The sequence below is a fragment of the Amycolatopsis melonis genome (assembly GCF_040064235.1).
GTDB lineage: Bacteria > Actinomycetota > Actinomycetes > Mycobacteriales > Pseudonocardiaceae > Amycolatopsis > Amycolatopsis melonis.
This window is the reverse complement of sequence record NZ_JBDZYD010000024.1, coordinates 1-23,531: the sequence shown is the minus strand read 5'-3', so window position 1 is coordinate 23,531 and position 23,531 is coordinate 1. Positions and strand designations below refer to the sequence as shown.

At 71.4% G+C, this 23,531-nt stretch carries 17 protein-coding genes; 4 read left to right on the top strand and 13 right to left on the bottom strand.

Going from position 1 to position 23,531, the window contains the following annotated elements:
• Positions 1–72 precede the first annotated feature (72 nt).
• The 13 genes from ABJI51_RS42830 to ABJI51_RS42770 all read right to left on the bottom strand — a co-directional run bounded on the left by ABJI51_RS42830 (position 73) and on the right by ABJI51_RS42770 (position 20,168).
• On the bottom strand, positions 73–1,419 hold the full coding sequence (locus tag ABJI51_RS42830; RefSeq protein ID WP_348956946.1) for a condensation domain-containing protein: 1,347 nt from the start codon (positions 1,417–1,419) through the stop codon (positions 73–75).
• Complete coding sequence (locus ABJI51_RS42825) at positions 1,416–2,732, bottom strand: MFS transporter (RefSeq protein ID WP_348956945.1); 1,317 nt, start codon at positions 2,730–2,732, stop codon at positions 1,416–1,418. Before ABJI51_RS42825 ends, ABJI51_RS42830 begins: the two co-directional genes overlap by 4 nt.
• 135 nt (positions 2,733–2,867) lie before the next feature.
• Positions 2,868–3,914, bottom strand: coding sequence for an LLM class flavin-dependent oxidoreductase (locus ABJI51_RS42820; protein WP_348956944.1), 1,047 nt, complete (start codon positions 3,912–3,914; stop codon positions 2,868–2,870).
• Positions 3,911–8,815 carry an amino acid adenylation domain-containing protein gene (locus ABJI51_RS42815; RefSeq protein WP_348956943.1) on the bottom strand — a complete coding sequence of 1,635 codons (4,905 nt, stop codon included), beginning with the start codon at positions 8,813–8,815 and terminating at the stop codon, positions 3,911–3,913. The genes ABJI51_RS42820 and ABJI51_RS42815 overlap by 4 nt, the downstream gene beginning before the upstream one ends.
• 50 nt (positions 8,816–8,865) lie before the next feature.
• Positions 8,866–9,075 carry an MbtH family protein gene (locus ABJI51_RS42810; protein WP_348956942.1) on the bottom strand — a complete coding sequence of 70 codons (210 nt, stop codon included), beginning with the start codon at positions 9,073–9,075 and terminating at the stop codon, positions 8,866–8,868.
• 120 nt (positions 9,076–9,195) lie between these two features.
• Entirely contained in the window at positions 9,196–10,692 is a 1,497-nt protein-coding gene (locus tag ABJI51_RS42805; protein WP_348956941.1) for a multicopper oxidase family protein, read from the bottom strand.
• Between the two features lie 200 nt (positions 10,693–10,892).
• On the bottom strand, positions 10,893–11,579 hold the full coding sequence (locus ABJI51_RS42800; protein ID WP_348956940.1) for an O-methyltransferase: 687 nt from the start codon (positions 11,577–11,579) through the stop codon (positions 10,893–10,895).
• A gap of 37 nt (positions 11,580–11,616) precedes the next feature.
• Positions 11,617–12,855, bottom strand: a complete 1,239-nt coding sequence (locus ABJI51_RS42795; RefSeq protein WP_348956939.1) for an acyl-CoA dehydrogenase family protein — start codon at positions 12,853–12,855, stop codon at positions 11,617–11,619.
• A 35-nt stretch (positions 12,856–12,890) separates the two neighbouring features.
• Positions 12,891–14,435 (bottom strand): 4-hydroxyphenylacetate 3-hydroxylase family protein, encoded by a 1,545-nt coding sequence (locus ABJI51_RS42790; protein WP_348956938.1) that lies wholly within the window; start codon positions 14,433–14,435, stop codon positions 12,891–12,893.
• A 15-nt stretch (positions 14,436–14,450) separates the two neighbouring features.
• On the bottom strand, positions 14,451–16,208 hold the full coding sequence (locus ABJI51_RS42785) for a non-ribosomal peptide synthetase (RefSeq protein ID WP_348956937.1): 1,758 nt from the start codon (positions 16,206–16,208) through the stop codon (positions 14,451–14,453).
• Between the two features lie 29 nt (positions 16,209–16,237).
• Positions 16,238–17,308: a 4-hydroxyphenylpyruvate dioxygenase gene (hppD, locus tag ABJI51_RS42780; protein WP_348956936.1), complete on the bottom strand. Its 1,071-nt coding sequence runs from the start codon at positions 17,306–17,308 to the stop codon at positions 16,238–16,240.
• Between the two features lie 158 nt (positions 17,309–17,466).
• Positions 17,467–18,807: an extracellular solute-binding protein gene (locus ABJI51_RS42775; RefSeq protein ID WP_348956935.1), complete on the bottom strand. Its 1,341-nt coding sequence runs from the start codon at positions 18,805–18,807 to the stop codon at positions 17,467–17,469.
• A gap of 35 nt (positions 18,808–18,842) precedes the next feature.
• Entirely contained in the window at positions 18,843–20,168 is a 1,326-nt protein-coding gene (locus tag ABJI51_RS42770) for a condensation domain-containing protein (RefSeq protein WP_348956934.1), read from the bottom strand.
• Between the two features lie 185 nt (positions 20,169–20,353).
• On the opposite strand from ABJI51_RS42770, the gene ABJI51_RS42765 reads away from it, so the two are divergent.
• The 4 genes from ABJI51_RS42765 to ABJI51_RS42750 are packed head-to-tail and all read left to right on the top strand — an operon-like array spanning position 20,354 to position 23,516.
• Positions 20,354–21,265, top strand: coding sequence for an acetaldehyde dehydrogenase (acetylating) (locus ABJI51_RS42765; protein WP_348956933.1), 912 nt, complete (start codon positions 20,354–20,356; stop codon positions 21,263–21,265).
• Complete coding sequence (dmpG, locus tag ABJI51_RS42760; protein ID WP_348956932.1) at positions 21,262–22,305, top strand: 4-hydroxy-2-oxovalerate aldolase; 1,044 nt, start codon at positions 21,262–21,264, stop codon at positions 22,303–22,305. The genes ABJI51_RS42765 and dmpG overlap by 4 nt, the downstream gene beginning before the upstream one ends.
• On the top strand, positions 22,298–22,555 hold the full coding sequence (locus ABJI51_RS42755) for an acyl carrier protein (protein WP_348956931.1): 258 nt from the start codon (positions 22,298–22,300) through the stop codon (positions 22,553–22,555). The genes dmpG and ABJI51_RS42755 overlap by 8 nt, the downstream gene beginning before the upstream one ends.
• A gap of 16 nt (positions 22,556–22,571) precedes the next feature.
• Entirely contained in the window at positions 22,572–23,516 is a 945-nt protein-coding gene (locus tag ABJI51_RS42750) for an LnmK family bifunctional acyltransferase/decarboxylase (RefSeq protein ID WP_348956930.1), read from the top strand.
• The last annotated feature ends 15 nt before the right edge of the window (positions 23,517–23,531 follow it).

Below are 23,531 nucleotides of genomic sequence, written 5' to 3'. Positions count from 1 at the left end.
CCGTCATCACTCGAACCGGTGAAACCATGAGAAAACCCCGCCCCGGGAAAGGGGCGGGGTCATCTCGGACTCCTACTCCGGCAACGGCGCATCCGGCGACTTGAGCACCGCGTGCAGCAGTTCCCGGTACTCGTCGACCATCGTCACGATCGTCTGCTGGTCGAAGTCGCGGCTGTTGAACTTCACCAGCCCCACGATGTCGCCTGCCGGGTCGAGGTCGAGGTCCCAGAGGTTGCCGTCCGGGATTTCGCCCGTGTCCACCGAGGAAATCAGGCGGCGGCGCAGGGCCGTGTACCGCAGGCCGCCGATGCCGCCGGCGCCCGTTTCCGGTGGGGCCTGGGAAATCTGGAACGCCGTGACGACGCTGTTCACGCCCGCCGTCGGGCCGCTCATCAGTTCCGGTTCGGACTGGGCGATGATCTCGGTGAACGGCCGATCATACGAATACGCCTCGAACAACGCCGCCCGGGTGCGGTGGGCCAGGTCGGCGAAGTTCTTGCAGCCGGTCAGGTCGGTGCGGATCGGCAGGAAGTTGAACAGCGCTCCCACCGTGTTGTCGTAGCCCTCCTCCGTGCGTCCCGCCGTGATGATCGGCGTGATGATGTCGGACACGCCGGTCCGGCGGTGCAGGAACAGGGTGAAACAGGCGTACAGCACCATGAACGGCGAGCCGTGCAGCGACTTGGCGAATGCCGTGGTCGCGTCGGCCAGCTCACGGTCGATCAGGAACCGGTACACCGAGTAGACCGGCGGGACCTCCAGCTGCCGCGGGCGGTCGGTCGGGAGGGTGAGGATGTGGCCGCCCGCCAGCCTGGTCCGCCAGTACTCGCGCGCGGCGGCCGCGCGCTCGGTCGTCACGGACTGCTGCTGGAAGACGGCGTACTCGCCGTACTGGCGCATGGGTGGCAGCTCCGGCGCGGGCAGCCCGCGGCGCTGCGCGTAGCAGATCGCGAAGTCGCGCATGAGCACGTGCATGGACCAGCCGTCGGTCACCAGGTGGTTGGCGACCAGCACGAGGACCGCGTCCTCGTCGTCGAACCGGCCGAGTGCGGCCTTGAGCAACGGCGTTTCCGTCGCGGCGAGCCTGCCGGTGCGGTCGATCTCGTTGAGGAACTCGTGCGCCAGGCGCTCGCGCTCGCCCTCCCCCGTCGCCGACGGGAGGTCGGCGACCGTGACGTACACCGGGCGCGGCGGGAAGACGCGGGCGTGGGGCGGGTCGGCGTCACGGACGATGGCGGTGCGGAGCACCTCGTGCCGTGCGACGACGTCGTCGAGCGCGTGCTGCACGGCCGTCAGGTCCAGCTCGCCGTGCACGCGCCAGCCTGCCGTGACGATCATCCGCGGGCCGAACACGCCGACCTCGTCGCCCCGGTCGAAGGCGTACAGGAACTCCTCGTTGGCCGAAAGCGGGCGGGTCATTTGCCGTCCTCCGCTCCGGCCGCCGCCATGACGCCGCCTGCCTCGGCGGGCCCGGCCCCCGGCTCCTCGGGGACCACCGCGGGCTCGCGGGTGCGCTCGCCCCAGGCCGCCATGGCGGGGGAGAAGAGCCCGAGCACCAGGAAGAACAGGCCGAGCCCGAGCCAGCCGGCGAAGCCCTGCTCGGCCACGATGCCGAGCAGCACCAGCGGGGCCACCGTGAAGCTCAGGGTGGTGACGGTCTGCAGCAGCCCGTCGTACTGCCCCTGCGCGTGGGCGGGCGGCAGCTTGAACTCGAAGACGAACCGGCCGGAGGTCAGCCAGAGCTGCGCGATGGCGACCAGCACGACCCCGCCGACGAGCAGGATCGTCGCGACGGCCGGCGTGTGTCCCGGCATCAGCGCCATCAGCACGAACCCGAGCACCAGCGTCACGCCGGCCCGGAGCAGGGCCGAGCCGCCCTGGCGCATGGTCTTGATGTTCCGGCTCAGGCGCATCTGGAGCAGGATCGCGATCGAGGTGTTGAGCACGTAGACGAGCGCGACGGTCCAGCGCGGTGCGGACGTGTGCGCGACGATCCACACGGGAAGCAGCAGCCCGTCCACGACGGCCGACATCGACAGGGCGCCGGCGACCAGCACGTAGGCGATGAACGGCTTGTCCCGGAACACGATGTACCGGCCGCGCTTGACCTTCTCGGTGCTCGGCGGCTTCGGCAGCGGCTTGTAGTTCGGGATCTTCAGCGTGATGAAGACGTCCACCAGGTACGCGGCCGCGCAGAACAGGAACATGCCGTAGTACGCCCACGGCGTCCCGATCGAAATGCCGACGCCGGAAATGAGCGCGCCGATGGTGAGGCCGACATTGCCGATTGCCTGGACCTGGCTGCGGAAGGTGACCGTATCCTCGCCGCCGACCCGGCGCAGCAGCGCGCCTTCGGACGCCATGTAGGTGAAAGCGAAGATGTTCATGCACACGAGGACGACGAGAAACGACCAGAATCCCCGGATGAAGACGTAACAGCCCATTCCGGTGAGCTGTCCGGCCAGCCCGAACAGCACCACCCGGCGGGGGCCGAGGCGGTCGGCCAGGTCACCGGCGAACGTGCTGAGCGGCAGGCCGATCAGCCCGCCGAGGGTGATCGCCAGCCCGGTGTGCGCGGTCGAGATCCCGACGATCTGCGTGCAGTACAGCACATAGATCGGCAGGAAGACGCCGTTGGCCATCATGCCGAGTGAATAGCCCAGTACGTAGGCACGCTGGGGTCCCGGCGGTGGGACGTGCGACCTCGCGTACGCGACCGGACTGAGTTTCATCGTGAACTCGCTTTCTGTGGTTCGCGAATTTCCTTGGCTCGCGAAGCACGGCCTACGCGGCAGTGGCCGGCACTGCCCGTCCGGAGAATCACACGCCCGGCGAGCGCTGTCATTTCTCAGAGTGCGGTTTCCCCGTCAGGCGACCCGCGGGGCGGGCTGCGCGCCGTCGACGGCGTCGAGGGCACGCTCGAGCGCGATCCGGGCGTGCCACAGGTCGTCCGGCTCCCGCGGGATGTCGAGGACGAACGTGCGGATGCCGCCGCCGAGGTAGGTCGCCAGCGCCTTGGCCACCTCGTCGTGGTTGCCGACCAGGTAGGGACAGAACGTGTGGTGGTAGCGGAACGGGACCAGCCAGTACGGCTGTCCCGCCGCTTCGTCGGGAATGGGCACGGCGGCCAGTTGCGGCTGCCACGACGACACCCCGGCGGACAGGAGCAGTTTCATCCGCTCCTTGCCCTCGGGGTCGGCCGGGAACCGCTCGTGCGCGAGCCGCCACGCCTCGGCCGAGTCGTCGCGCGCGATGATGCCCACGCTGATGCCCCGGCCGAACTTGTTCGTCCGGACGTCCGGGGCGACGTGCTCCTCCGGCAGCAACGGGAACGAAAGCTGGGTCAGCCCCAGCGTTTCGCCCGCCTGCAGGCAGGCCGGTGACGAGCCGGACACGTACGCCGTGGGGAGCAGGTCGTGGGGCACCGGCGCGGTGAGCCGCGCCCGCTTGTAGTCGTAGTACTCGCCGGCGAAGTTGACCACGCTGCCGGTGAGCAGCTTCTTGACGATCGTCGCGTACTCGGTGAGCCGGTCGTACCGTTCGTCGTGCGAGGCGGTGTCACCCTGGACGGTGAGGTCGCGGCTGAACCCGCCGCTGACGAAGTTGATGTCGATCCGCTTGCCGTACAGGTGCGCCAGCGACGACACCGACCGGGCCAGCGAGAACGGGCTCAGGTCGAGCGGCTGGACGGCGACGAGCGGGACGAAGCTCCCGGTGTTCGCCAGCGCCGCCTGCGCCGACATCAGGGAGTCGATCGAGGTGGCGTCGCTGTAGATCAGCGAGCCGCGGTAGCCCGCCTCCTCGGTCCACCCGGCGACCTCCAGGAGCGTCCCCAGGTGGTCCGGCACGTCGCGCCGGATGCTGGAACGAGCGGTCGTGTAGATGGTGACGCCGCTCGCGGCCAGGTCCCTCATCGTTCTTCCCTCCTCTGGGTGACGCCGCTGACGGACGGATCGGCCAGGAAGTCCCGCAGGCTGACCGTGATGCCGAACTGCTCTTCCAGCCGGGCGACGAGGACGGCGGCGAGCAGCGAATGCCCGCCGAGGTCGAAGAAGCTGTCCTCGACGCCGACCCGGTCGACGCCGAGCACCTCGGCGAACAGCTCGCACAGGCGCTGTTCCAGCGGGGTGAGCGCGGCCCGCCCGGCACCGGTGGTGAACGTCGGCGCGGGCAGGGCCTTCCGGTCGAGTTTCCCGTTGAGCGACAACGGCAGCGCGTCCAGCACCACCACCGCGTTCGGCACCATGTGCCCGGGCAGCAGGCGCGCGGCCGCGGCCCGCAGCTGCGCCGGGTCCGGCGTGCACCCCGGTTCGGGCTGCACGTACCCCACGAGCCGCCGGTCGCCCGGCCGGTCCTCCCGGACCACGACGACCGCCTGGTCGACCCCGGGCTGCCCGGCGAGCACGGCCTCGATTTCGCCCGGCTCGATGCGGAACCCGCGGACCTTGACCTGCTGGTCGGCCCGGCCGAGGTACTCCAGTTCGCCGTCCGTGCGCCAGCGCACCAGGTCCCCGGTCCGGTACATCCGCTCGCCGTCGCCGAACGGGCAGGCCACGAACCGCTGCGCGGTCAGCCCGGCCTGGTTCAGGTAGCCCCGCGCCAGGCCCGGCCCGGTCAGGTAGAGCTCCCCGGCCACGCCCGGCGGCACCGGCGAGAGCCTGCTGTCCAGCACGTACGTCCGCACGTTCCAGTTCGGCCCGCCGATCGGCGGGGTGCCGCCGCCGGACAGCGGCCCGCCGATCGTCGCGCACACCGTCGCCTCGGTCGGGCCGTAGCCGTTGAACAGCCGCCTGCCCGCCGACCACGAGCCGACGATCTCGGGCGGCAGGGCCTCGCCGCCGACGACCAGGCACGCCAGCTCGGGCACGCTCTCCGGCGCCGCCCCGGCCAGCGCGGCCGGCGCGACCACGGCGTGGCTCGCCCGCAGCTCACGCAGCATGCCGGCCAGCTCGTCCCCGGACAGCTGTCCCGGCGGGGGCAGGACCAGTGCCGCCCCGGACGTCAGCGCCGACAGCAGTTCCAGCACGGACATGTCGAAGCTCAGCGAAAGCAGCTGCGCCACCCGGGACTGCGGGGTGACGGCCAGCGTCGAGACCGCGAACGCGGCCAGGTTGGCCACCCCGCGGTGGCTGACCACCACGCCCTTGGGCCGCCCGGTCGACCCGGACGTGTAGATCACCCACGCCGGGTGCCCGGCGTGCAGTGGCGCGAGCCGCTCCGCGTCGGTGACCGTGCCGCCGGGCAGGTCCGCCACCAGCGCGGCCACCGCCGGGTCGTCGACGAAGACCAGCCGGTCCCGGCCGGGCAGGTCCGCACCGGCCTCCCGGGTGGTGAGCACCACGACCGGGGCGGCGTCGCCGAGCATGTACCCGATCCGGTCGGCCGGGTAGCCCGGGTCGACCGGCAGGTAGGCCGCGCCGGCCTTGGCCACCGCGAGCACCGCCGCCACCATCTCCGGTGACCGCGGGATCGCCACGGCCACCAGCCGCTCGGGCCCGGCGCCCAGCCCGACGAGGTACCGCGCCAGCCGGGTCGACCGGGCGTCCAGTTCGGCGTACGTCCACGCGACGCCACCGGCCTCCACCGCGACGGCGTCCGGGGTCCGCGCGGCCTGTGCCGTGAACAGCTCCGGCAGCACCGTCACCGGGACGTCCCGCGCGGTGTCGTTCCACGTCGTGACGACCAGTTCCCGCTCGGCGGCGGTCAGCAGGTCGGCGTCGGCGATCCGCAGCCCGGGGTTGGCGGCGAACTGGCCCAGCAGCGCGACCAGCCGCCCGGCCAGCGCCTGCACGGTGCCGGCGTCGAACAGGTCCGCGGCGTACTCGAGCGAGAAGCCGATCCCGGCCGGGGTGCCGTCCGGCCCGGACCGCGCCCGGAACGTCAGCGTCAGGTCGAACTTGGCCGAATTCCCGGCCAGGGACAGGTCCTGCGCCTGCACGCCCGGCACTGTCCACTCGCGACCGTTGTCGTCGTCGGCGGCCAGCATCACCTGGAACAGCGGGTGGTGCGCGGCCGAGCGCACCGGGTTCAGCACCTCCACCAGGCGCTCGAACGGCACGTCCTGGTGTGCGTAGGCGGCCAGGTCCCAGTCGCGGACGCGGCGGAGCAGCTCCGCGAAGCTCGGGTCGCCCGACAGGTCGGTGCGCAGCACCAGCGTGTTGACGAAGAACCCGATCAGCCGCTGCAGGCTCTCGTCCGCGCCGCGGCCGGCCACCGGCACGCCGATCGGGATGTCCGTGCCCGCCCCGGACCGCGACAGCAGGACCGCGAGCGCGGCCTGCAGCACCATGAACACCGTCACCTGGTGCTCGCGCGCCAGCTCGGCCAGCGCGCGGTGCAGGCCGGCGTCCACGACGGCTTCGACGTGCCCGCCCCGGAACGTCGGGTGCGCCGGGCGGGACCGGTCGAAGGGCAGGTCCAGCTGCTCGGGCAGGCTGTCCAGCGCCGACTTCCAGTACGCCAGCTGGCCGGCCAGGACGCTGTCCTCGTCGTCGTCCCCGCCCAGCAGACCCCGTTGCCAGAGCGCGTAGTCCGCGTACTGCACCGGCAGGTCCGTCCACTCGGGAGCGTCGCCGTCCAGCCGCGCCCGGTACGCCTCGCCCAGTTCCCGCAGCAGCACGCCCAGCGACCAGCCGTCACTGGCGATGTGGTGCGTCAGCAGCACCAGGACGCTCTCGTCGGCGCCCAGCTCGAACAGCCACGCGCGCACCGGCAGCTCACGGGACAGGTCGAACTCGTACCGGCCCGCCCGAGCGGTCAGCTCGGGCAGCTCGGCTTCCGTGGCCGCGACCGTCGTGAAGGGCGGCGCCGCCAGCGCCGCCGGCACGATCTGCTGGTACGGGCGGCCGTCCGCGACCGGGAACACCGTCCGCAACGCCTCGTGCCGCGCGACGACGTCCGCGAGTGCCGCGCTCAGCGCGCCGGCGTCCACCGGGCCGCGCAGCCGCCAGCCGAACGGGACGTTGTAGGTCGTGCTCGCGCCTTCCAGCTGCGCCAGGAACCACAACCGCTGCTGCGCGAACGACAGCGGCAGCCGTTCGGGGCGGTCGGCAGGCTCCAGCGCCGGCCACGCGGCACCGGCGTCGTCCAGCGACTTCGCCAGCAGCTGCACCGTCGGGTGGTCGAACACCGTCCGGATCTCCAGCTCCACGCCCAGCACCGAGCGCACGCGGCTGATCAGCTGGGCGACCAGCAGCGAGTGGCCGCCGAGGTCGAAGAAGCCGTCGTCGACGCCCACCCGGTCCACGCCGAGGACGTCGGCGAACAGCTCGCACAGCAGTTCCTCCGCCGGGGTGGCCGGCTCACGCCCGGTCCCGGCGGCGTACTTCGGCGCGGGCAGGGCCTTGCGGTCCAGCTTCCCGTTGACCGTCAACGGCAACGCGTCCAGGACGACGACCGCGGCGGGCACCATGTAGACGGGCAGCGCCGCGGCCGCGGCGGCCCGGATCGCCACCGGATCGACCTCGCTGCCCGGCGACGGCACGACGTAGCCCGCCAGCCGCCGGTCGCCCGGCCGGTCCTCCCTGGCCACCACGACGGCCTGCGCGACCCCGGGCTGCGCGGCCAGCACGGCCTCGATCTCGCCCGGCTCGATCCGGAACCCCCGGATCTGGACCTGCTGGTCCACCCGGCCCAGGTAGTCCAGCTGGCCGTCTTCCCGCCACTGCGCCAGGTCCCCGGTCCGGTACATCCGCTCGCCGGAGCCGAAGGGGCAGGCCACGAACCGCTGCGCGGTCAGCCCCGGCTGGTTCAGGTAGCCGCGGGCCAGGCCGGGACCGGCCAGGTACAGCTCGCCGGGCACCCCCGGCGGCACCGCTTCGAGGCGTTCGTTCAGCACGTACACCCGGGCGTTCCAGATCGGCTTCCCGATCGGCGGAGTGTCCGATCCGGACAGTGGCCCGCTCAGCGTCACGGCCACGGTCGCCTCGGTCGGGCCGTAGGCGTTGAGCATCCGCCTGCCTGCCGACCATTCGGCGACGACCTCGCCGGGGCACGCCTCGCCGCCGACCATCATGCACTCGAGCAGGGGGAGCTGGTCACCGGACGCGCCCGCCAGCGACGCCGGCCCGATCAGGGCGTGACTCACCCGCAGCTCGTGCAGTGCCTCGGCCAGCACCTCGCCCGCCAGCTGCCGCGGTTCGGGCAGCACCAGCGCCGCGCCCGCGGGCAGCGACATCACCAGTTCCATGACGGCCGCGTCGAAGCTGAGCGAGGCCACCTGCCCGACCCGGGACTCCGGCCCGATTCCGCAGGCGTGGATCAGGTACGCGGACAGGCTCGCCAGACCCCGGTGCGTCACCACCACGCCCTTGGGGCGCCCGGTGGACCCGGAGGTGTAGATCAGGTAGGCCGGGTGCGCGGCCCGCAACGGCCGGATCCGGTCCCGGTCGGTGACGACCTCGGCGCTCTGGTCCGCTGCCGCCGCGGTGACGGCGTCGTCGTCGAGGTCGAGCACGGCCACGTCCGCCGCCTCCGGCAGCCGCGCGGAGGTGGCCCGGTCGGTGATCACCAGGCGCGGGGCGGCGTCGGCGAGCATGTACCCGATCCGGTCGGCCGGGTAGCCCGGGTCGATCGGCAGGTAGGCCGCGCCTGCCTTGGCGACCGCCAGTACCGCCGCCACCATCCGCAGCGACCGTGGCAGGGCCACCGCGACCAGGCTTTCCGGCCCGATGCCCAGCCCGGCCAGGTACCGGGCCAGCCGGCTCGACCGCGCGTCCAGTTCGGCGTACGACCACGAGACGCCACCGCACTCCACCGCGACCGCGTCCGGCGTCCGCAGCACCTGCGCGGAGAACAGCTCCGGCAACACCGTCACGGGCACCTCCCGCCCCGGGTCCTCCGGGTGCCGCTGGAGATACATCCCGGTCACGCCCGTTCGGCCCGGACAAGACTGTTCGGCCGCATGTCGGTCCACTGCGCTTCGACGTACTCCAGGCAGTTGGCGCGGGAGTCCGCGTCGTGCGCCGTCGTCCAGCCTGCCGGGACGGCGATGTCGGCCGGCCACAGGCTGTGCTGCCCTTCGTCGTTGACAAGGACCAGGTACTGGGCGTCGGCGTCCTCGAACGGATTGGACACGGCAACCTCATTCCACTTGGGACGGTCTGGCTGGCACGGGATCACGCACGCTCACCACGCAGGCGGCTCGACCCCAGTCTGCCGGGGCCGGTTCACCCGGCTCATCTCTACGATTGCCGGTCAGGGCACGATTTCGAGCTGTCCCATCATGCCCATCACCGAGTGCTCGATGAAGTGGCAGTGGAACACGTACTTGCCGAGGTAGTCGCCGAAGGTGGCCTGGACCGCGACCGATTCCCCGGCCGCGACGAACACCGTGTCCTTGCGTCCCGCGTCCACCGGCAGCAGCGGTTTGCCGCCGCGGTCGACGACGTGGAACTGCACCAGGTGCACGTGGAACGTGTGGTCCAGCGGTGCCGCGTCGGCGTTGTGGATGCGCCAGATTTCCGTGGTGCCGCGCTTGATCCGGTAGTCCACCCGGTCCGGGTCGAACGTCTTCCCGTTCATCAGCGCGAGCGGGGTGGCGCCGCTGAAGTCGAAGCTCATCGTGATGTCCCGCGTCACCGTCGCCGGTGGCAGGGCGGGCAGCGGCCGCAGCACGGCGGGGACGCGGCTGGGGTCCGGCGCGGACCGCACGACGTCGAACCGCAGGACGGGACCGGCGGTCGCCTCCGACAGCACCAGCTGCTTGCCGACGCCGACCTTGCCGAAGTCGACCACGAAGTCGGTGCGTTCGCCCGAGGCGACCGACAGCTCGGTCTCCGGCACCGGGGCGGGCAGCAGGCCGCCGTCCGAGCCGATCCGGATCAGCTCGGCGCCGTCCAGGTTCAGCTTGAAGAGCCGCTCGTTCGCCGCGTTCAGCAGGCGGAAGCGGTACTTGCGCGCGGCGACCGGGAAGTACGGCTGGATCTTCCCGTTGGTCAGCACCGTTTCGCGCGGGGCAGGCCAGTCGCTGACCAGCTGGGCGTTCTCGTCGAAGTGCGCGTCACGCAGCATGATCGGAACGTCGAACTCGCCCGACGGCAGCCGCAGGCCTGCCTCGGCGTCGTCTTCGAGGACGTAGAACCCTTGCAGGCCACGGTAAAGATGGTCGGCTTCGAAGCCCATCGCGTGGTCGTGGTACCAGAGGGTCGCGCCCTGCTGCAGGTTCGGGTACCGGTACGTGCGCGACGCACCGGGCGAGACGATGTCCATCGAGTAGCCGTCGCTGTCCTGCGGCGTGTACCCGCCGTGGAGGTGGACGTTGGAGCCGTCGGCAAGGCCGTTGGTGTAGACGATCTGCACGGCGCGGCCGGTGCGGGCGCGGATGGTCGGGCCGGGGAAGAGACCGCCGTAGGTGAGCAGCGGAGTCGTCGTGCCCGGGAAGATCTCCAGGTTCGCCGGCCTGATCGCCAGCCGGTAGAAGTCCGTTGTGGAGCTGCGCGCCACCGGGCGCAGGACCGGCGACACGGGCATCGCGGTGGTGAACGGGGTGACGGGCGGCGGCGGTGCCGCGGCGGGGACGGCACCGGTGTGGTGCATCATGCCTGCCATGTCCGTCCCGGCCAGCTGCCCGCCCATGTGCGCGTCGGCCAGCGGCTGCACGTGCGGGGGCGTGCCCTTGGGCAGCAGGAGCCCGGCGGCCGCGCCGCCCACGGTCAGCCCGCCGAGGGTGAGCACGCGTCTTCTGTTCAGCATTTCGTTTCACTCCCCAGTGCCGGCGTCGAGGAGACCGGCTTCAGGGATCGTCGCATCCGCCCGGGCCGCGGCGTTCTCCCTGCATGCGGTGTGGCGACGGCACCGGAATGGCCCGCACCGCACCGAAGGGCACCTTCCTGCATGTGACGCAAGGAAGGTGCCCTTCGGCTCACGACAAGCCGGGCGTGCGCGCTCTCCGCTCAGGCCGCGGCTTGCGCGGTGCCGGCGCGCTTGTGCGCCAGTGTCACGCCGTCGAAGACCGGGAGCATGCTCAGCTCGACCCGGTCGTCGTCGCGCAGCTTGGCGTTCAGGGCGCGCAGCGAGTCCGTCTCCGCGTCGCTGACGCCCGGACGCGCCACCTTGCCGGACCACAGCACGTTGTCCACCACCAGCAGCCCGCCGGGCCGGAGCAGTTCGAGGCACCGCTCGTAGTAGTCGGCGTAGCTTTCCTTGTTGCAGTCGATGAACGCGAAGTCCACGGTGCCGGCGGCACCCTCGGCCAGGAGCCGGTCCAGGGTGTCGACGGCGGGCCCGATCTCCAGCCGGACGCGGTCGGCGACGCCGGCCCGCTCCCAGAACGGACGGCCGATCCCGGCCCACTCGGCGGACAGGTCGCACGTGACGACCTGTCCGTGCGCGGGCACCGCGCGGGCCATCGCCAGCGTGCCGTACCCGGTGAACGTCCCGACCTCGACGACGGAGGCCGCGCCCGTCAGCCGGACGAGGAAGCCGAGCAGCTGGGCCTCCTCCGGCGGCGTCAGCATGCCGCCTGCCAGGCCCAGCTGCAGGGTGGCCTCCCGCAGCTCGCGCGCGATGTCGTCCTCGCGCAGGGACATGTCCGTCACGTATTCCTGGATCTGCTGGTCCAGCACCAGACTGTGGATCACCGGTTCCTCCTGAGCATGGCGGTACGGGGGTGGGGGTTCAGCTCGCGACGCCGAGCGCCAGCCGCGCGAGCTCACGGGGGGCGATGCTGGCCAGGTAGATGTTCACGCCGGCGTGCGTGTGCAGGGTCGACATGTCCCGCCAGATCCGCTCGAGCCGTTCGCCCGCCCGGATGGCGCTGGTGCCCGCGGTCGGCATCAGGATCTCCGACACCGTGCTCCACGCCAGCCGCACGACTTCGCGGCTGATGATCGACATCCGCAGCTCCACCGCCCGGTCGGCGTTGCCCAGCTCGGCCGTCTCCTGCCACTGCCGCAGCATGTCCGTCATCGCCGCGCGGGCCGCCGCGATGCGGCCGGCCGCCTCGCCGTAGCGCAGCTGGAAGTCCGGGTCCTCGGCACGCAGGTGGAACGGCGGGTACGCGATCCGGCGTTCCCGCGTCAGCTCGCCGTAGACGTCCAGTGCCGCGGTGGCCATGCCCACGGCCAGCGCGCCGACCTGGAAGTTCAGCGGGGCCAGCACACTGCCGCCGTACAGGCTGTTGCGGTGCAGCCGGAGGCCGGGGGTGCCGCCGACGACGGAGGTCAGCCCCATGTGCGTGCCCGGCAACGCGAAGTACGCGGGGATGTGCGCCCGCTCGATCTTGACGCTGGAGGAGCCACTGCCCTTCAGCCCGATCTGGGAACCCCAGTCGTCCAGCCGTTCCCACTGGTTCCTCGGCACGATGAACATCAGCTGGCCGTCCGGTTCCCCTTCCCGGCCCGCGACGAAGGTCTGGCCGACGAAGTGGGTGGCGTACGGGGAGCCGGAGGCGTAGCGGAAGACGCCGTCCACGATCCAGCCGCCGTCGTCGGCCGGCTCGGCGACGCCGGCGGGCGCGACGACGCCCGGGCAGATGAAGTCGCCGTCCGCGAACAGCTCGTCCTGCGCTTCTTCGCTGAACAGGGTGGCCGCCAGGTGGGCGTGGGACGCGCCGAAGGTGTACATCCACGCCGTCGACGCGCACCCGCGGGCGAGCCGGGCCACCACCTGCATGTGGGTGTCGATCCCGAACTCGTAGCCGCCGTAGCGCTTCGGCACCAGCAGCCGGTAGAACCCGGCCTTCTTCAGTGCTTCCTGCGTGTCCAGCGCGCAGTACCCGCGGTCCTCGGTCTCCTGCTGCCGGTCGACGAGGGTCTCGGCGATCCGCTCGGCGCGGGCCAGTACCTCCTGCTCGGTCAGGCCGGGCTCCGGCGGGAGCCGGTGCTCGTGCGCCGGGGTGTCCATGGCGGCTGTCATCTGCCGACCGTCCTTTCACCGAACATGATCACGGGTCAGCCGAGTGCGGCGCGGCCTGCCGCACCGAGGTCGGGGAACGACTCCAGGTCGGGGACCTGCCAGCCGTCCAGGTCGTACTCGGCGAGGCAGCGGTCGACGAACGCGCGGTAGCCGTCGAGCTTGCCGTCGCCGAGCTGGGCACGCAGCAGCTCGGTCCGGGTGTTCTCGTGGTTGCCGGAGTAGTTGCGCTCGTACAGCTCGTGCCGTCCGCCGAACTCGGTGCCGACCGAGTCCCAGAGCAGCTTCATCACCTTGACGCGCTCGACCGCGTCGACGCCGTTCGAGCCGCGCAGGTACTTGTCCAGGTACGGCCGGATGTCGTCGTTGTGGAAGTCGCGTGCGCTGGAGTTCAGGTAGATCAGTCCACTTGCGACGTCCTGGAGCACGATCTCGCGGATCCGGGCGTAACCGACCTGGGAGAACCAGCGGTAGGCCATGGCGTAGTCCGGGTTGGGCAGGACCGCGCCGTTGCGCCACGGCACCGGGTTGCGCGCCGCCGCGTCGGACAGGCCCCAGAACAGGTTGCGCCAGGCGAGGACTTCGCCCAGCCGCGTCTGCACCCCGCGGAACTCCGCGGTCCCGGTGATGTCCAGCGCCTTGGCCAGCAGGCCGGCGATGAACTCCAGTTTCACCGCAAGGCGCGTGCACCCGTGGAACATCGCGCGCTCGTTGAAGCCGGAGTGCCCGGTGAACATGCCGACCTTGGCGACGTCGCCGTAGATGAACACGTTCTCCCACGGGATCAGGACCTTGTCCATCACCAGGATGCTGTCGTTCTCGTCCAGCCGCGAGGACAGCGGATAGTCGAACGGGCTGCCGGTCAGCGCGGCCGACGCGGCATACGACTGGCGGCAGATCAGTTTCTGGCCCGGCGCGTTCATCGGCACGGTGGCCACGATGGCGAACTTGCGGTCCTTGATCGGCAGGCCGGTGTGGGCGATGAAGTTGTAGTGCGTGAGCGCGGAGTTCGTCGCGACGACCTTCGCGCCGCTGACCACCAGCCCGCTGTCGGTTTCCTTCTCGACGTGCACGAACACGTCGGCGACCTCGTCCGGTGGCCGGTTCCGGTCCACCGGCGGGTGCACGAAGGCGTGGTTCCAGTACAGGACCTTCTCCTGCGACTCCCGGTACCAGCGCCGCGCGTTGGCGGCGAACGGGTTGTAGAAGTCGGCGTTCGCGCCCAGCGTGCCGAGGAACGACGCCTTGTAGTCCGGGCCGCGGCCCATCCAGCCGTAGCCCAGCCGCGACCACGCGGCGATGGCCTGCTGGTCGGCGACCAGGTCCTCCGCGCTGTGCGGTGTCGTGAAGAACCGGTGGGTGTAGCCGCCGGGGCCGCCGGAGTCGGTGGCGGTGGTCAGCACGTCCCGGTGTGCCGGGTCGTGCAGGGCGTCGTAGAGCCGGGCCGTCATCCGTGCCGGGTTGCGGAACGCGGCGTGCTCGGTGACGTCCTTGACGCGTTCGCCGTAGAGGTAGATCTCGCGGTGGTCGCGCAGGCTTTCCAGGTACTCGTCGCCGGTCAGCGGCCGGGTCGGTCCGGTCATCGCGTTCTCCTCGTCTCAGGCCGCGGTCTGCTGGGCGTCGACGTACGCGGCCAGCTCGGCCACGGTCGGGGCGTCGAACAGCGCGTTGATCACCACGTCGACGCCGAGCTCGGTGCGGATCCGGTTGAGCAGCCGCATGGCCTGCAGCGACTGGCCGCCGAGCTCGAAGAAGCTGTCGTCGATGCCGACCTCGGCCACTTCGAGCACGGAGGCGAAGAGCCCGCAGAGGGTCCGCTGCAGGTCCGTTTCCGGGGCGCGCGAGGTCGCGGCCTGGTCGAAGTCCGGTTCCGGCAGCGCCGCCCGGTCGAGCTTGCCGTTGGCGGTCAGCGGCAGCGAGTCCAGCTCGACGAACGCGGACGGCACCATGTAGTCCGGCAACCGGGTGCGGGTGTGGGCGCGCACCGCGGCGACGTCGAGCCGGCCGCCCTGCGGGACGACGTAACCGACCAGCTGCTTCTCGCCGTTGTCCAGCTCGCGGGCCAGGACGACGGCCTGCGCGACCCCCGGGTGACCGGCCAGCGTCGCCTCGACCTCGGCCGGTTCGACGAGGAAGCCGAGGATCTTCAGCTGGCTGTCCACCCGCCCGAGGAATTCGAGGACGCCGCCGGCCTTGCGGCGGGCCAGGTCGCCGGTGCGGTACATGCGCGAGCCGGGCGCGCCGAACGGGTCGGCCACGAACCGCTCGGCGGTGAGGCCGGGCTGGCCGAGGTAGCCGCGGGCGAGACCGCCGTCGGCGAGCCAGATCTCGCCGACCGCGTCGTCGGCCACCGGCGTGAGCCGGTCGTCCAGCACCCGGATGGTGACGCCGGTCAGCGGCCCGCCGAGCGGCACGGTGGTGCCGATCGGCGTCTCCGCGGTCAGCGGCTGGCTGGTGGACAGCACGGTCGCTTCGGTCGCGCCGTACGTCGCGTGGACGACGAGGCCGTCGCAGACCTCCAGGACGCGGCTGACCGCGGTCGGCGCGATGACGTCGCCGCCGGTGAGCACCTCCCGCAGCCCGCGCAACGTCTCCGGCGCCTCTTCCGCGATGACGCGGAACAGGCCCGCGGTCAAGTGCAGCCCGGTGATCCCGTGCGTCTCGATCAGCCGGCGCAGCACCGTCGGCTCCAGCCGTCCCGGCGGCGCGACGACGATCCGGCCGCCGTGCAGCAGCGGCAGCCAGACCTCGAAGACGAAGATGTCGAAGGCGTACGGCGCCAGCAGCAGCAACCGCTCGTACCGCTCGGGTGTCCACTGTGGATCGTCAAGCAGCCGCACGACGTCCTGCTGGGTCACCGCGACGCCCTTCGGCAGGCCGGTGGACCCCGAGGTGTGGATGACGTAGGCCAGCTGTCCGGGGTGGACGGTCACGCCCGGCTCGCCGTCCGGTTCCCCGTCCAGCGCCGGGTCGTTCACGTCGACGACCGGGACACCGGAGGGCAGCCCCGCCGCGCGCGTCACCGCGTCGGTCACCAGCACCTTGGCGCCCGCCCGGTCGACCACCCACTGACGGCGGTCGGCCGGGTAGGACTCGTGGATCGGCAGGTACACCGCGCCGGCCTTGAGGATGGCGAGGAACGCCACCACCAGGCCCGCTGACCGTTCCATCAGGACCGCGACCGGGTCCTCGTGCCCGGCGCCGAGGCCGATGAGGTGCTGCGCGAGCCGGTTGGCCCGCCGGTCCAGTTCCCGATAGGTCAGCGTCGCGCCGGTCGCGGCTTCGGTCACCGCCGTCGCGTCCGGGGTCCGCGCGAGCTGCTCGGCGAACCGGGCGGGGATCGAAAGGGCTGCCATGCCGTTCTCCTCGTCAAGGTCTGGGTGGGCTAGGCCGCCCGGCCGTGCTCCTGGTCCTGGCGGTGCTGGAGTTCGACCGCCTCGTACAGCGCCGTGATGTTGCCGCTGCCGAATCCCTGTGCCCCGAGCCGCTCGATGAGCTCGAAGAAGATCGTGTTCCGCGGGTGCACGGACTCGGCGAAGATCTGGTAGAGCTGCCCGTCGTGGTCCTCGTCGATCAGGATGTTGCGCTGCCGCAGTTCCTCGATCGGGTACCGGACCGGGTCCACCCGCTCGGCGAGCAGCTGGTAGTAGCTGCCCGGCGCGTTCAGGAAGGCGATGTCCCGCTCGCGCAGGGCGTCCAGCGTCGTCAGGATGTCGTCGGTCGCGAAGGCCATGTGCTGCACACCGGCGCCCTCGTGGTCGCGCAGGAACTCGCTGATGTGGCCGGGTTCCAGCGAAACGTCCGGCTCGATGAGCGTCAGGGTCACCGCGCGGGAGGTGCTTTCCACCACCTTCGTGGTCATGGCCTGCTTGCCGACCGCGATCCGCTCGGCGAAGGTCAGCTCGAAGTCCAGCACGTCCCGGTAGAACTCGACGTGCTCGTCGAGCAGGCCGCCGGGCACGCAGATGGCGAAGTGGTCCACCTCGCCGAGCGCGACCGCGAAGTCGCCGGAGAACTCCACCGGCCGCAGCCCGGGCAGCGCCCGCGGCGACACCCCGGCCGCCCGCGTGACGAAGGTGTGGACCACGTCGCCGAAGCCGATGATCGACGCGGTGGTCACCCCGTCGACGGTGGCCGGCGCGGACACCGGGCGGGCACCGCGCCGGACCGCCTCGTGGAACGCCGCTTCGGCGTCGGCGACCCCGAGGCCGATGCCGGACACGCCGTCACCGTGCTTGCGCACGTACGCGGCGGCGGGGTGGCCGTCGTCCTTCGCCTCGGTGAGCACCAGCTCGACCTGGCGGTGGGTGAGCCCGATCGACCGCGCGGGCGCGTCCTCGTCCGACGTCGCGCTCACGGCGAAGCCGTAGCTGCCGACCCACCAGGCGGCTTTCGCCTGGATGTCGGTCACCGAGAACTCGACGTGGTCGACGAACATGTTGGTGAAGGGGGACATCGTCGTGCTGCTCTCTTTCGTCGGCGGGCAGACGGGCGCGGTGGGAAGGCAAACGGGGGCCGGCGGTTTCCACTCTCCCCCCGGCGGCCCGTCGTGCTCATCTCCCTGCCTGCCCGGTGGGGAACACGACGGCGCACTGCCGGAGACGACGGAGACGGTCAGCCCGCCTCCAGCTCGTCGGGAGTCCGCGGTGGGTAGGCCAGTGCCGCGGCGTTGTACCGGTCGAGCACGCGCTGGGCCTGTTCGGTCGCCAGCCGGAACCGGGCCGCCGGCTCGGCACCCTCGAGCAGCACGTCCGCCATCGCCTCGGTCAGGGCGATGTTGATGCCGTTGAGGTTGCCCGCCACCGGGCCCGCCCCGGCCGGGGTGCGCTCGGCCGTGGTCACCTGCTCGATCGCCGCGCGGTAGCCGGGGAACGGCTCGGGCCACTCGTCGGCCGTCGCCTGCCCGAGGGCGGCGAGGGTGATCGGCAGCGACGTCATCGGGCTCGCGGGGTCGTACAGGCGGGCCACCGCGTGCACGTCGTTGAGCTGGTGCTGCAGGAAGGCGAGCGCGCCGTCCTCCTTCTCCTTCGCCAGGCCACGGGCGAGGAACAGCGCCTCGCCGGCGACCGGGCCACCGGGCGAGCAGTCCGCGACCGGCCGCGGCAGCTGGCCCGCGGTGAGTTCGAAGCCCGCCTCGGCGGCCATTTCGCCGAGCATCCGGCCGATGGCCGAGGACGAAACCACGAACGCGATCTCCTGGCGCGCGAAGGCCTGCATCGTGGTGAAGTAGTGGAGTTCCTCGGTGGGCAGGTAGTGGCCGTCGTCGAGCATCCGCTTCCACCAGCGCGCGTAGGCGAGCAGCTCGGGGGAGTCGAGGAAGACGCGGGTGGCCCGGCCGGACCGGCCGTTGCCGTTGTTGACCAGCACCCCGCGCTGCCCGGCGAGTTCCTGGTGGAACACCCAGCCGTAGTTCGGCCAGCTGACCCCGTGCCCGGGGCCGTCCGGCAGCGCGGCGACGGCGGCGCACGCGGCCTCCAGCTCCGCCCAGGTCGACGGCAGCCGCTCGATCCCGGCGGCGGCCAGCACGGTCCGGTTCGCGAACAAGATGTTCGTCGACACGAAGGTCGGGATGGCGGCCAGCTCCCCGCCGACGGTGTAGTAGTCCCGCACCGCGGGCACGAGGTCGTCGACGACGACCGGCTCGCCCAGGATCTTGGCCCGGCCGTCGATCGCGCGCTCGACCGGCACGAACAGCGGATCCCCGTTGGCGGCACGGGTGTCCAGCGCGGTCTGCATCGACGAGTACATGTACTCCGCGATGTCCGGCGGATTCCCGTGTTCGACCGCCTCGGCGACCTTCTGCGGCAGCAGGTGGGCCTCGATCCGGCGGATGCGCACCCGGTAGCCGGGGTGGGCCCGGTTGAACGACTCGGCCGCGAGCACCAGCGGGTCGCCGAACTCGGGCAGCGTGTTGTTCGGACTCGCCTGGAGCCATACGTCGATGTCTGTCGGCATGAGAACCTCCACGACTCGGTGCCGGTGGCCGGCGGTTACCGGCGGTCTTTCCAGTGCTGGTCGGGTGAGTCGGGAATGGCCTGCACCAGCTCGACGAACTCGGTGCCCCAGCGGTGGATCGTGGCCGCGTCGACCGCGTCGGGCTCGTACTCCATGACACACCGCAGCTCGCCGGAGGGCAGGACGAGGAAGGTCCAGATGAGCGCGCCGCGGTGGTGGGAGACCGACACCTCTTCCGGCGGCACGACCGGTTCGACGCTGGTGGTGAACTCGGTCTGCTCCTGTGCCTTCGGCGAGCGGACGTAGTTGAAGCCCGGCACCAGTGCCAGCGGATCCTGCGCCGCCTTCATCAGGTCGGGGACGAGCTCCAGCATCGTCTCGAACGGCAGCCGGTGCCGCTGGGCGTCCCCGCTCGCCCGGCGGGCGACGGCCATGAGGTCGCGGAAACTCGTGCAGTCCCCGAATTCGACGCGCACCGGCACGAGGTCGGTGAAGAAACCCATGGTGTGGTAGAACTCCTCGGCCTGCCGCCCGTTGTTGATGGTGAGCAGGGTGAGGTCGGTCCGGCCGGAGACCCGTTCCGCGAGCACCATGAACGCCGCCAGGAAGACGTGCCACGCCGTGCAGCGGAGCCGGGCCGCGCCCGCGGTCACCTCGGCGAACCGGCCGGGGTCGAGGAAGAAGGTCTGCACCTCGTTGCGCGGCGCCTGCGTCTCGGGGCCGTGCGGCCGGTCGGCGGGCATCGTGTACAGCTCGGCGCCGGCCAGCGTCTCACCCCAGAACCGGCGGTTCTCCGCCGCCTGGTCGCTGCGCAGGAACTCCTGCTGCCAGGTGGCGAACTTCCCGTACGGTGCCGGGTCCGGCAGCGTGTGCGGGACCCCGGTCACCTCGGCCCGGTAGCACGCCGCGATCTCGCGGCGGAGCACGTCGGACGACCAGCCGTCGCTGAAGAGGTGGTGGGTCACCAGGGTCAGCACCGCGTCCTCGGCGTCGAAGCGGTACAGCTCGGCACGCAGGGACGGCGTGACGGAATAGGCGAGTTCCGCGTGGTGCAGCGCCCGGTGCACCTCGAACGCCCGCTCGTCGCGCGTGCGGCCGGGAGGCAGCGGAGTGTCGTGCACGGTGAGCGCAACCGGCTGCGGCGGCAGCACTTCCTGGAATCCGGCCGAGCCGTCGTGCTCGTCGTAGTGCAGCCGCGTGCGCAGGGCCTCCTGCCGTGCCACGACCTCGTCGAGCGCGCCCCGGAGCGCGTCGACGTCCAGTTCTCCCTTGATGCGGAGGGCGAGTGCGACGACGTGCCGGGGCGAGCGCGCTTCGCCTGACGGGTCTTTCTGCTTGGTACTCAGCGGATACTGATCCACGGTGCAGGCTCCATCATCTCCCGGTCGGCGCGGTTCCCGTTCAGCATGCTCAGGGCGCCGGAGCGGGGCACCTCCTTTGTTGCGCACCGCGCCTGCCCGGTTCGCAGCTTCGGAGACGTCCGCCGGAGCCGGCGGCTGCGACCATGGTGGCCGGCAACCAGGCTTTCTCGCGTCAGGAGTGACGAATGACCGACAACGGCTCGCGGACAGCGGCAGGCCGGCTGTCCGTGGCGGTGCTCGGCGCCGGCCTCATCGGCATCGACCTGATGACCAAGGTCATCCGTTCCGACCACCTCGACCTGGGGCTCGTCGCGGGCCGGGACGAAGCCACTTCGGGACTGCGGCAGGCGGCCAAGCTCGGCGTGCCGGTCGCGGCGGGCGGCGTCCAGTCCCTTGTGGACGCCGAGCGCCCGTTCGACCTGGTCTTCGACGCCACCAACGCCTCCGCCCACCTGGAGCACGTCGAGAAGCTCGCGCCGTTCGGCACGATGATCGTCGACCTGACGCCGAGCCGCAACGGGCCGATGATCTTCCCGACGGTCAACCGGGCGGACATCGCCGCGCACCGCGACGTCAGCATGGTCAGCTGCGGCGGCCAGGCGGCGGTGCCGATCCTGCACGCGATCACCCGTGACTGCGCGGTCGACTACATCGAGGTCGTGACGACCGCCGCCAGCCTCAGCATCGGCCGCGGCACGCGGATGAACCTCGACGAGTACATCGACACCACGGCCGAAGCGGTCCGCACCTTCACCGGCGTCCAGGACGTCAAGGCGATCCTCAACGTCAGCCCGGCGCGGCCGCCGGCGACGTTTCGGGTCGCCATGTCGTTGCTGGGCCGGGAACTCACCCTCGAAGCCGTCCGCGCGGCAGTCGACCGCGCCGCGGCCGATGTCCGCACCTTCGCCCGCGGGTACGAGGTGAAGGCCTGCACCGCCGAGGGCGACAGGGCGTTCGTCGCCGTGGAGGTCACCTCGCACGGGGACCGCATCCCGAAGTACGCCGGCAACCTCGACATCATCAATTCCGCTGCGCTCCTGGTCGCGGAGAGCTATGCGGCGGACCGGTTTTCGACGGCAGGTGTGGTGAACTCATGACCGAGGCAAAGCCGATCCTGATCCACGACCCGAGCCTGCGCGACGGCCACCACGCCGTCCGCCACAGCCTCGGTGCCGACCAGCTGCGTGCCTACGCGCTGGCCGCAGACGCCGCGGGCATCCCGGTGGTCGAGGTCGGGCACGGCAACGGGCTGGGCGCGTCGTCGCTCCAGGTCGGCCGGGCCCGGCTCAGCGACGACGAGATGCTGTCGATCACCCGGGACGCCTTGACGACGAGCAAGCTCGGCGTCTTCATGCTGCCCGGCTGGGGGTCGATCGCCGACCTGGAGAAGGCCGTCGCCCACGGCGTCGACCTGGTCCGCATCGGCACCCACTGCACCGAGTCCAGCCTGGCCGAACGGCACCTCGGGTTCCTGCGCGAGCGGGGGGTCGAGGCACACGCCGTGCTCCTGATGAGCCACATGGCCACCCCCGCGCAGCTCGCCGAGCACTGCGCGCAGCTGGTCGCGTTCGGCGCGACCGGGGTCGGCATCATGGATTCCGCCGGTCACTACCTGCCTGCCGACGTGACCGAGCGGATCTCGGCCATGTGCGCCGCGGTCGACGTGCCGGTGATGTTCCACGGCCACAACAACCTCGGCATGGCCGTGGCGAACTCGATCGCGGCCGCCGACGCCGGAGCGTCCATTTTGGACGCCTGTGCCCGCGGATTCGGGGCCGGCGCCGGAAACACCCAGCTGGAAGTGCTGGTGCCGGTGCTCGAACGCGTCGGCTACCGCACCGGCATCGACCTGTACCGGCTCCTGGACGCGGCGGACATCGCCGAACGCGAGCTGATGCCCGCCCCGCCCAAGGTCGACTCCATCTCCATCGTCAGCGGTCTGGCCGGGGTGTTCTCCGGGTTCAAGGCCCGCGTGCTCGACATCTCCGCACGCGAGGGCGTCGACCCGCGTGACGTCTTCTTCGAGCTCGGCCGCCGTCAGGCGGTGGCCGGCCAGGAGGACCTCATCGTGGACGTGGCGCTCGCCCTGCGCGAATCCGGCACGGGAACCACCGACAGGAGGGCAAGTCATGTATGAGGTGCTCAAGCGCATCCTGGTGGACGACATCCAGCTGCGGACGGAGGACATCACCCCGGCCGCGGGCTGCGCCGAGGTGGGGCTGGACTCCCTGACCGCGGTGGAACTTTCGATCGTGCTGAGCAACCGGCTCGGCATCGAGATCCACGACTACGAGCTGCTGGAGCTCGCCACGGTCGGCGACGTCGCCAGGCTGATGGAGCAACGCCGGCTCGCCGGGCCGGTCGATCCCGCCGAAGCGGCGGCCTGACAACGGTGGTGAAGTGATGTCAGTGGACAGCATGCCGGACGCAAGCTCGGTGTCCCGGCGGGTGGTCGTCTCCCCGGGGATGTGCAGCGGCGGGTCACTCGTCTTCGGCCGGATCGGGGACTGGACCTGGGATGCGGTGGCCGCGGCCTGCCGCACCAACGTGCACGCGGCACGCACGGCGGAGGGACAGCCCGCCTACCTGTCGTTCTACTACTACCGCGTGCGCGGCGGGAAGACCATCCACCCCCACGGGCTCACGTTCGGCGACGAGCTGCGGGTGAGTTCCCGGGTGTTCCAGTTCGGCAGCCAGTCGGTGCTCACGCTGCACCGGCTCGCGCCCGCCGACCTCGATCTGCCGGACACGCCGCTGGATCCGGCGGAGGTGTACGACGATCCGCACCCGGACTGCATGTACGCGGAGAACTTCAACCGCTGGATCGCCCGCAGCCGCCCGGACAGCAACCGGGGCCTGGCCCGGACCTCGCCCCCCGACTTCGCCTTCGCGGACCTGCCGCGCCTGCCGAACGAGTATTCGCCGCGCACGCTCGTCGGCCGGGCCCGCGAGGCGGGCGGTTTCTGTGAGCCTGCCCCGCCGGGATTCGCCGTGGCGGGCCCCGAACTCACCGTCGAGTACGAACTGGACGTCACGCGGGACATCAACGGCGCGGGACTGGTGTATTTCGCGTCGTACTTCTCCATCTTCGACACGGCGTTGCTGCGCCTGTGGCGTTCCCTCGGCCGTGGCGACGAGCAGTTCCTGCGCCGCCGGGTGATCGACCAGAAGGTCGGCTACTTCGGCAACGCGGACCCGGGCGCGGTCTTCACCATCACGGTCCGCAACTGGCGCAACACGACCCGCCCGGAGACCGAGATCGCCGACATGGCACTCCGCGACTCGGCGACGGGCAAGCTGCTCGCGGTCACCGCGATCGAACTCGAAGCGGGCAAGGCCACGAACTAGGGCTCCGCGGTCGTG

Bases quoted from the DNA above. Each gene is read 5' to 3' on its own strand.
- ABJI51_RS42820 (WP_348956944.1), bottom strand. From the start codon at position 3,914: ATGAGGGACCTGGCCGCGAGCGGCGTCACCATCTACACGACCGCTCGT.
- ABJI51_RS42790 (WP_348956938.1), bottom strand. From the start codon at position 14,435: ATGACCGGACCGACCCGGCCGCTGACCGGCGACGAGTACCTGGAAAGC.
- hppD (WP_348956936.1), bottom strand. From the start codon at position 17,308: ATGTCCCCCTTCACCAACATGTTCGTCGACCACGTCGAGTTCTCGGTG.
- ABJI51_RS42825 (WP_348956945.1), bottom strand. From the start codon at position 2,732: ATGAAACTCAGTCCGGTCGCGTACGCGAGGTCGCACGTCCCACCGCCG.
- dmpG (WP_348956932.1), top strand. From the start codon at position 21,262: ATGACCGAGGCAAAGCCGATCCTGATCCACGACCCGAGCCTGCGCGAC.
- ABJI51_RS42765 (WP_348956933.1), top strand. From the start codon at position 20,354: ATGACCGACAACGGCTCGCGGACAGCGGCAGGCCGGCTGTCCGTGGCG.
- ABJI51_RS42755 (WP_348956931.1), top strand. From the start codon at position 22,298: ATGTATGAGGTGCTCAAGCGCATCCTGGTGGACGACATCCAGCTGCGG.
- ABJI51_RS42795 (WP_348956939.1), bottom strand. From the start codon at position 12,855: ATGACAGCCGCCATGGACACCCCGGCGCACGAGCACCGGCTCCCGCCG.
- ABJI51_RS42775 (WP_348956935.1), bottom strand. From the start codon at position 18,807: ATGCCGACAGACATCGACGTATGGCTCCAGGCGAGTCCGAACAACACG.
- ABJI51_RS42750 (WP_348956930.1), top strand. From the start codon at position 22,572: ATGTCAGTGGACAGCATGCCGGACGCAAGCTCGGTGTCCCGGCGGGTG.
- ABJI51_RS42785 (WP_348956937.1), bottom strand. From the start codon at position 16,208: ATGGCAGCCCTTTCGATCCCCGCCCGGTTCGCCGAGCAGCTCGCGCGG.
- ABJI51_RS42830 (WP_348956946.1), bottom strand. From the start codon at position 1,419: ATGACCCGCCCGCTTTCGGCCAACGAGGAGTTCCTGTACGCCTTCGAC.
- ABJI51_RS42805 (WP_348956941.1), bottom strand. From the start codon at position 10,692: ATGCTGAACAGAAGACGCGTGCTCACCCTCGGCGGGCTGACCGTGGGC.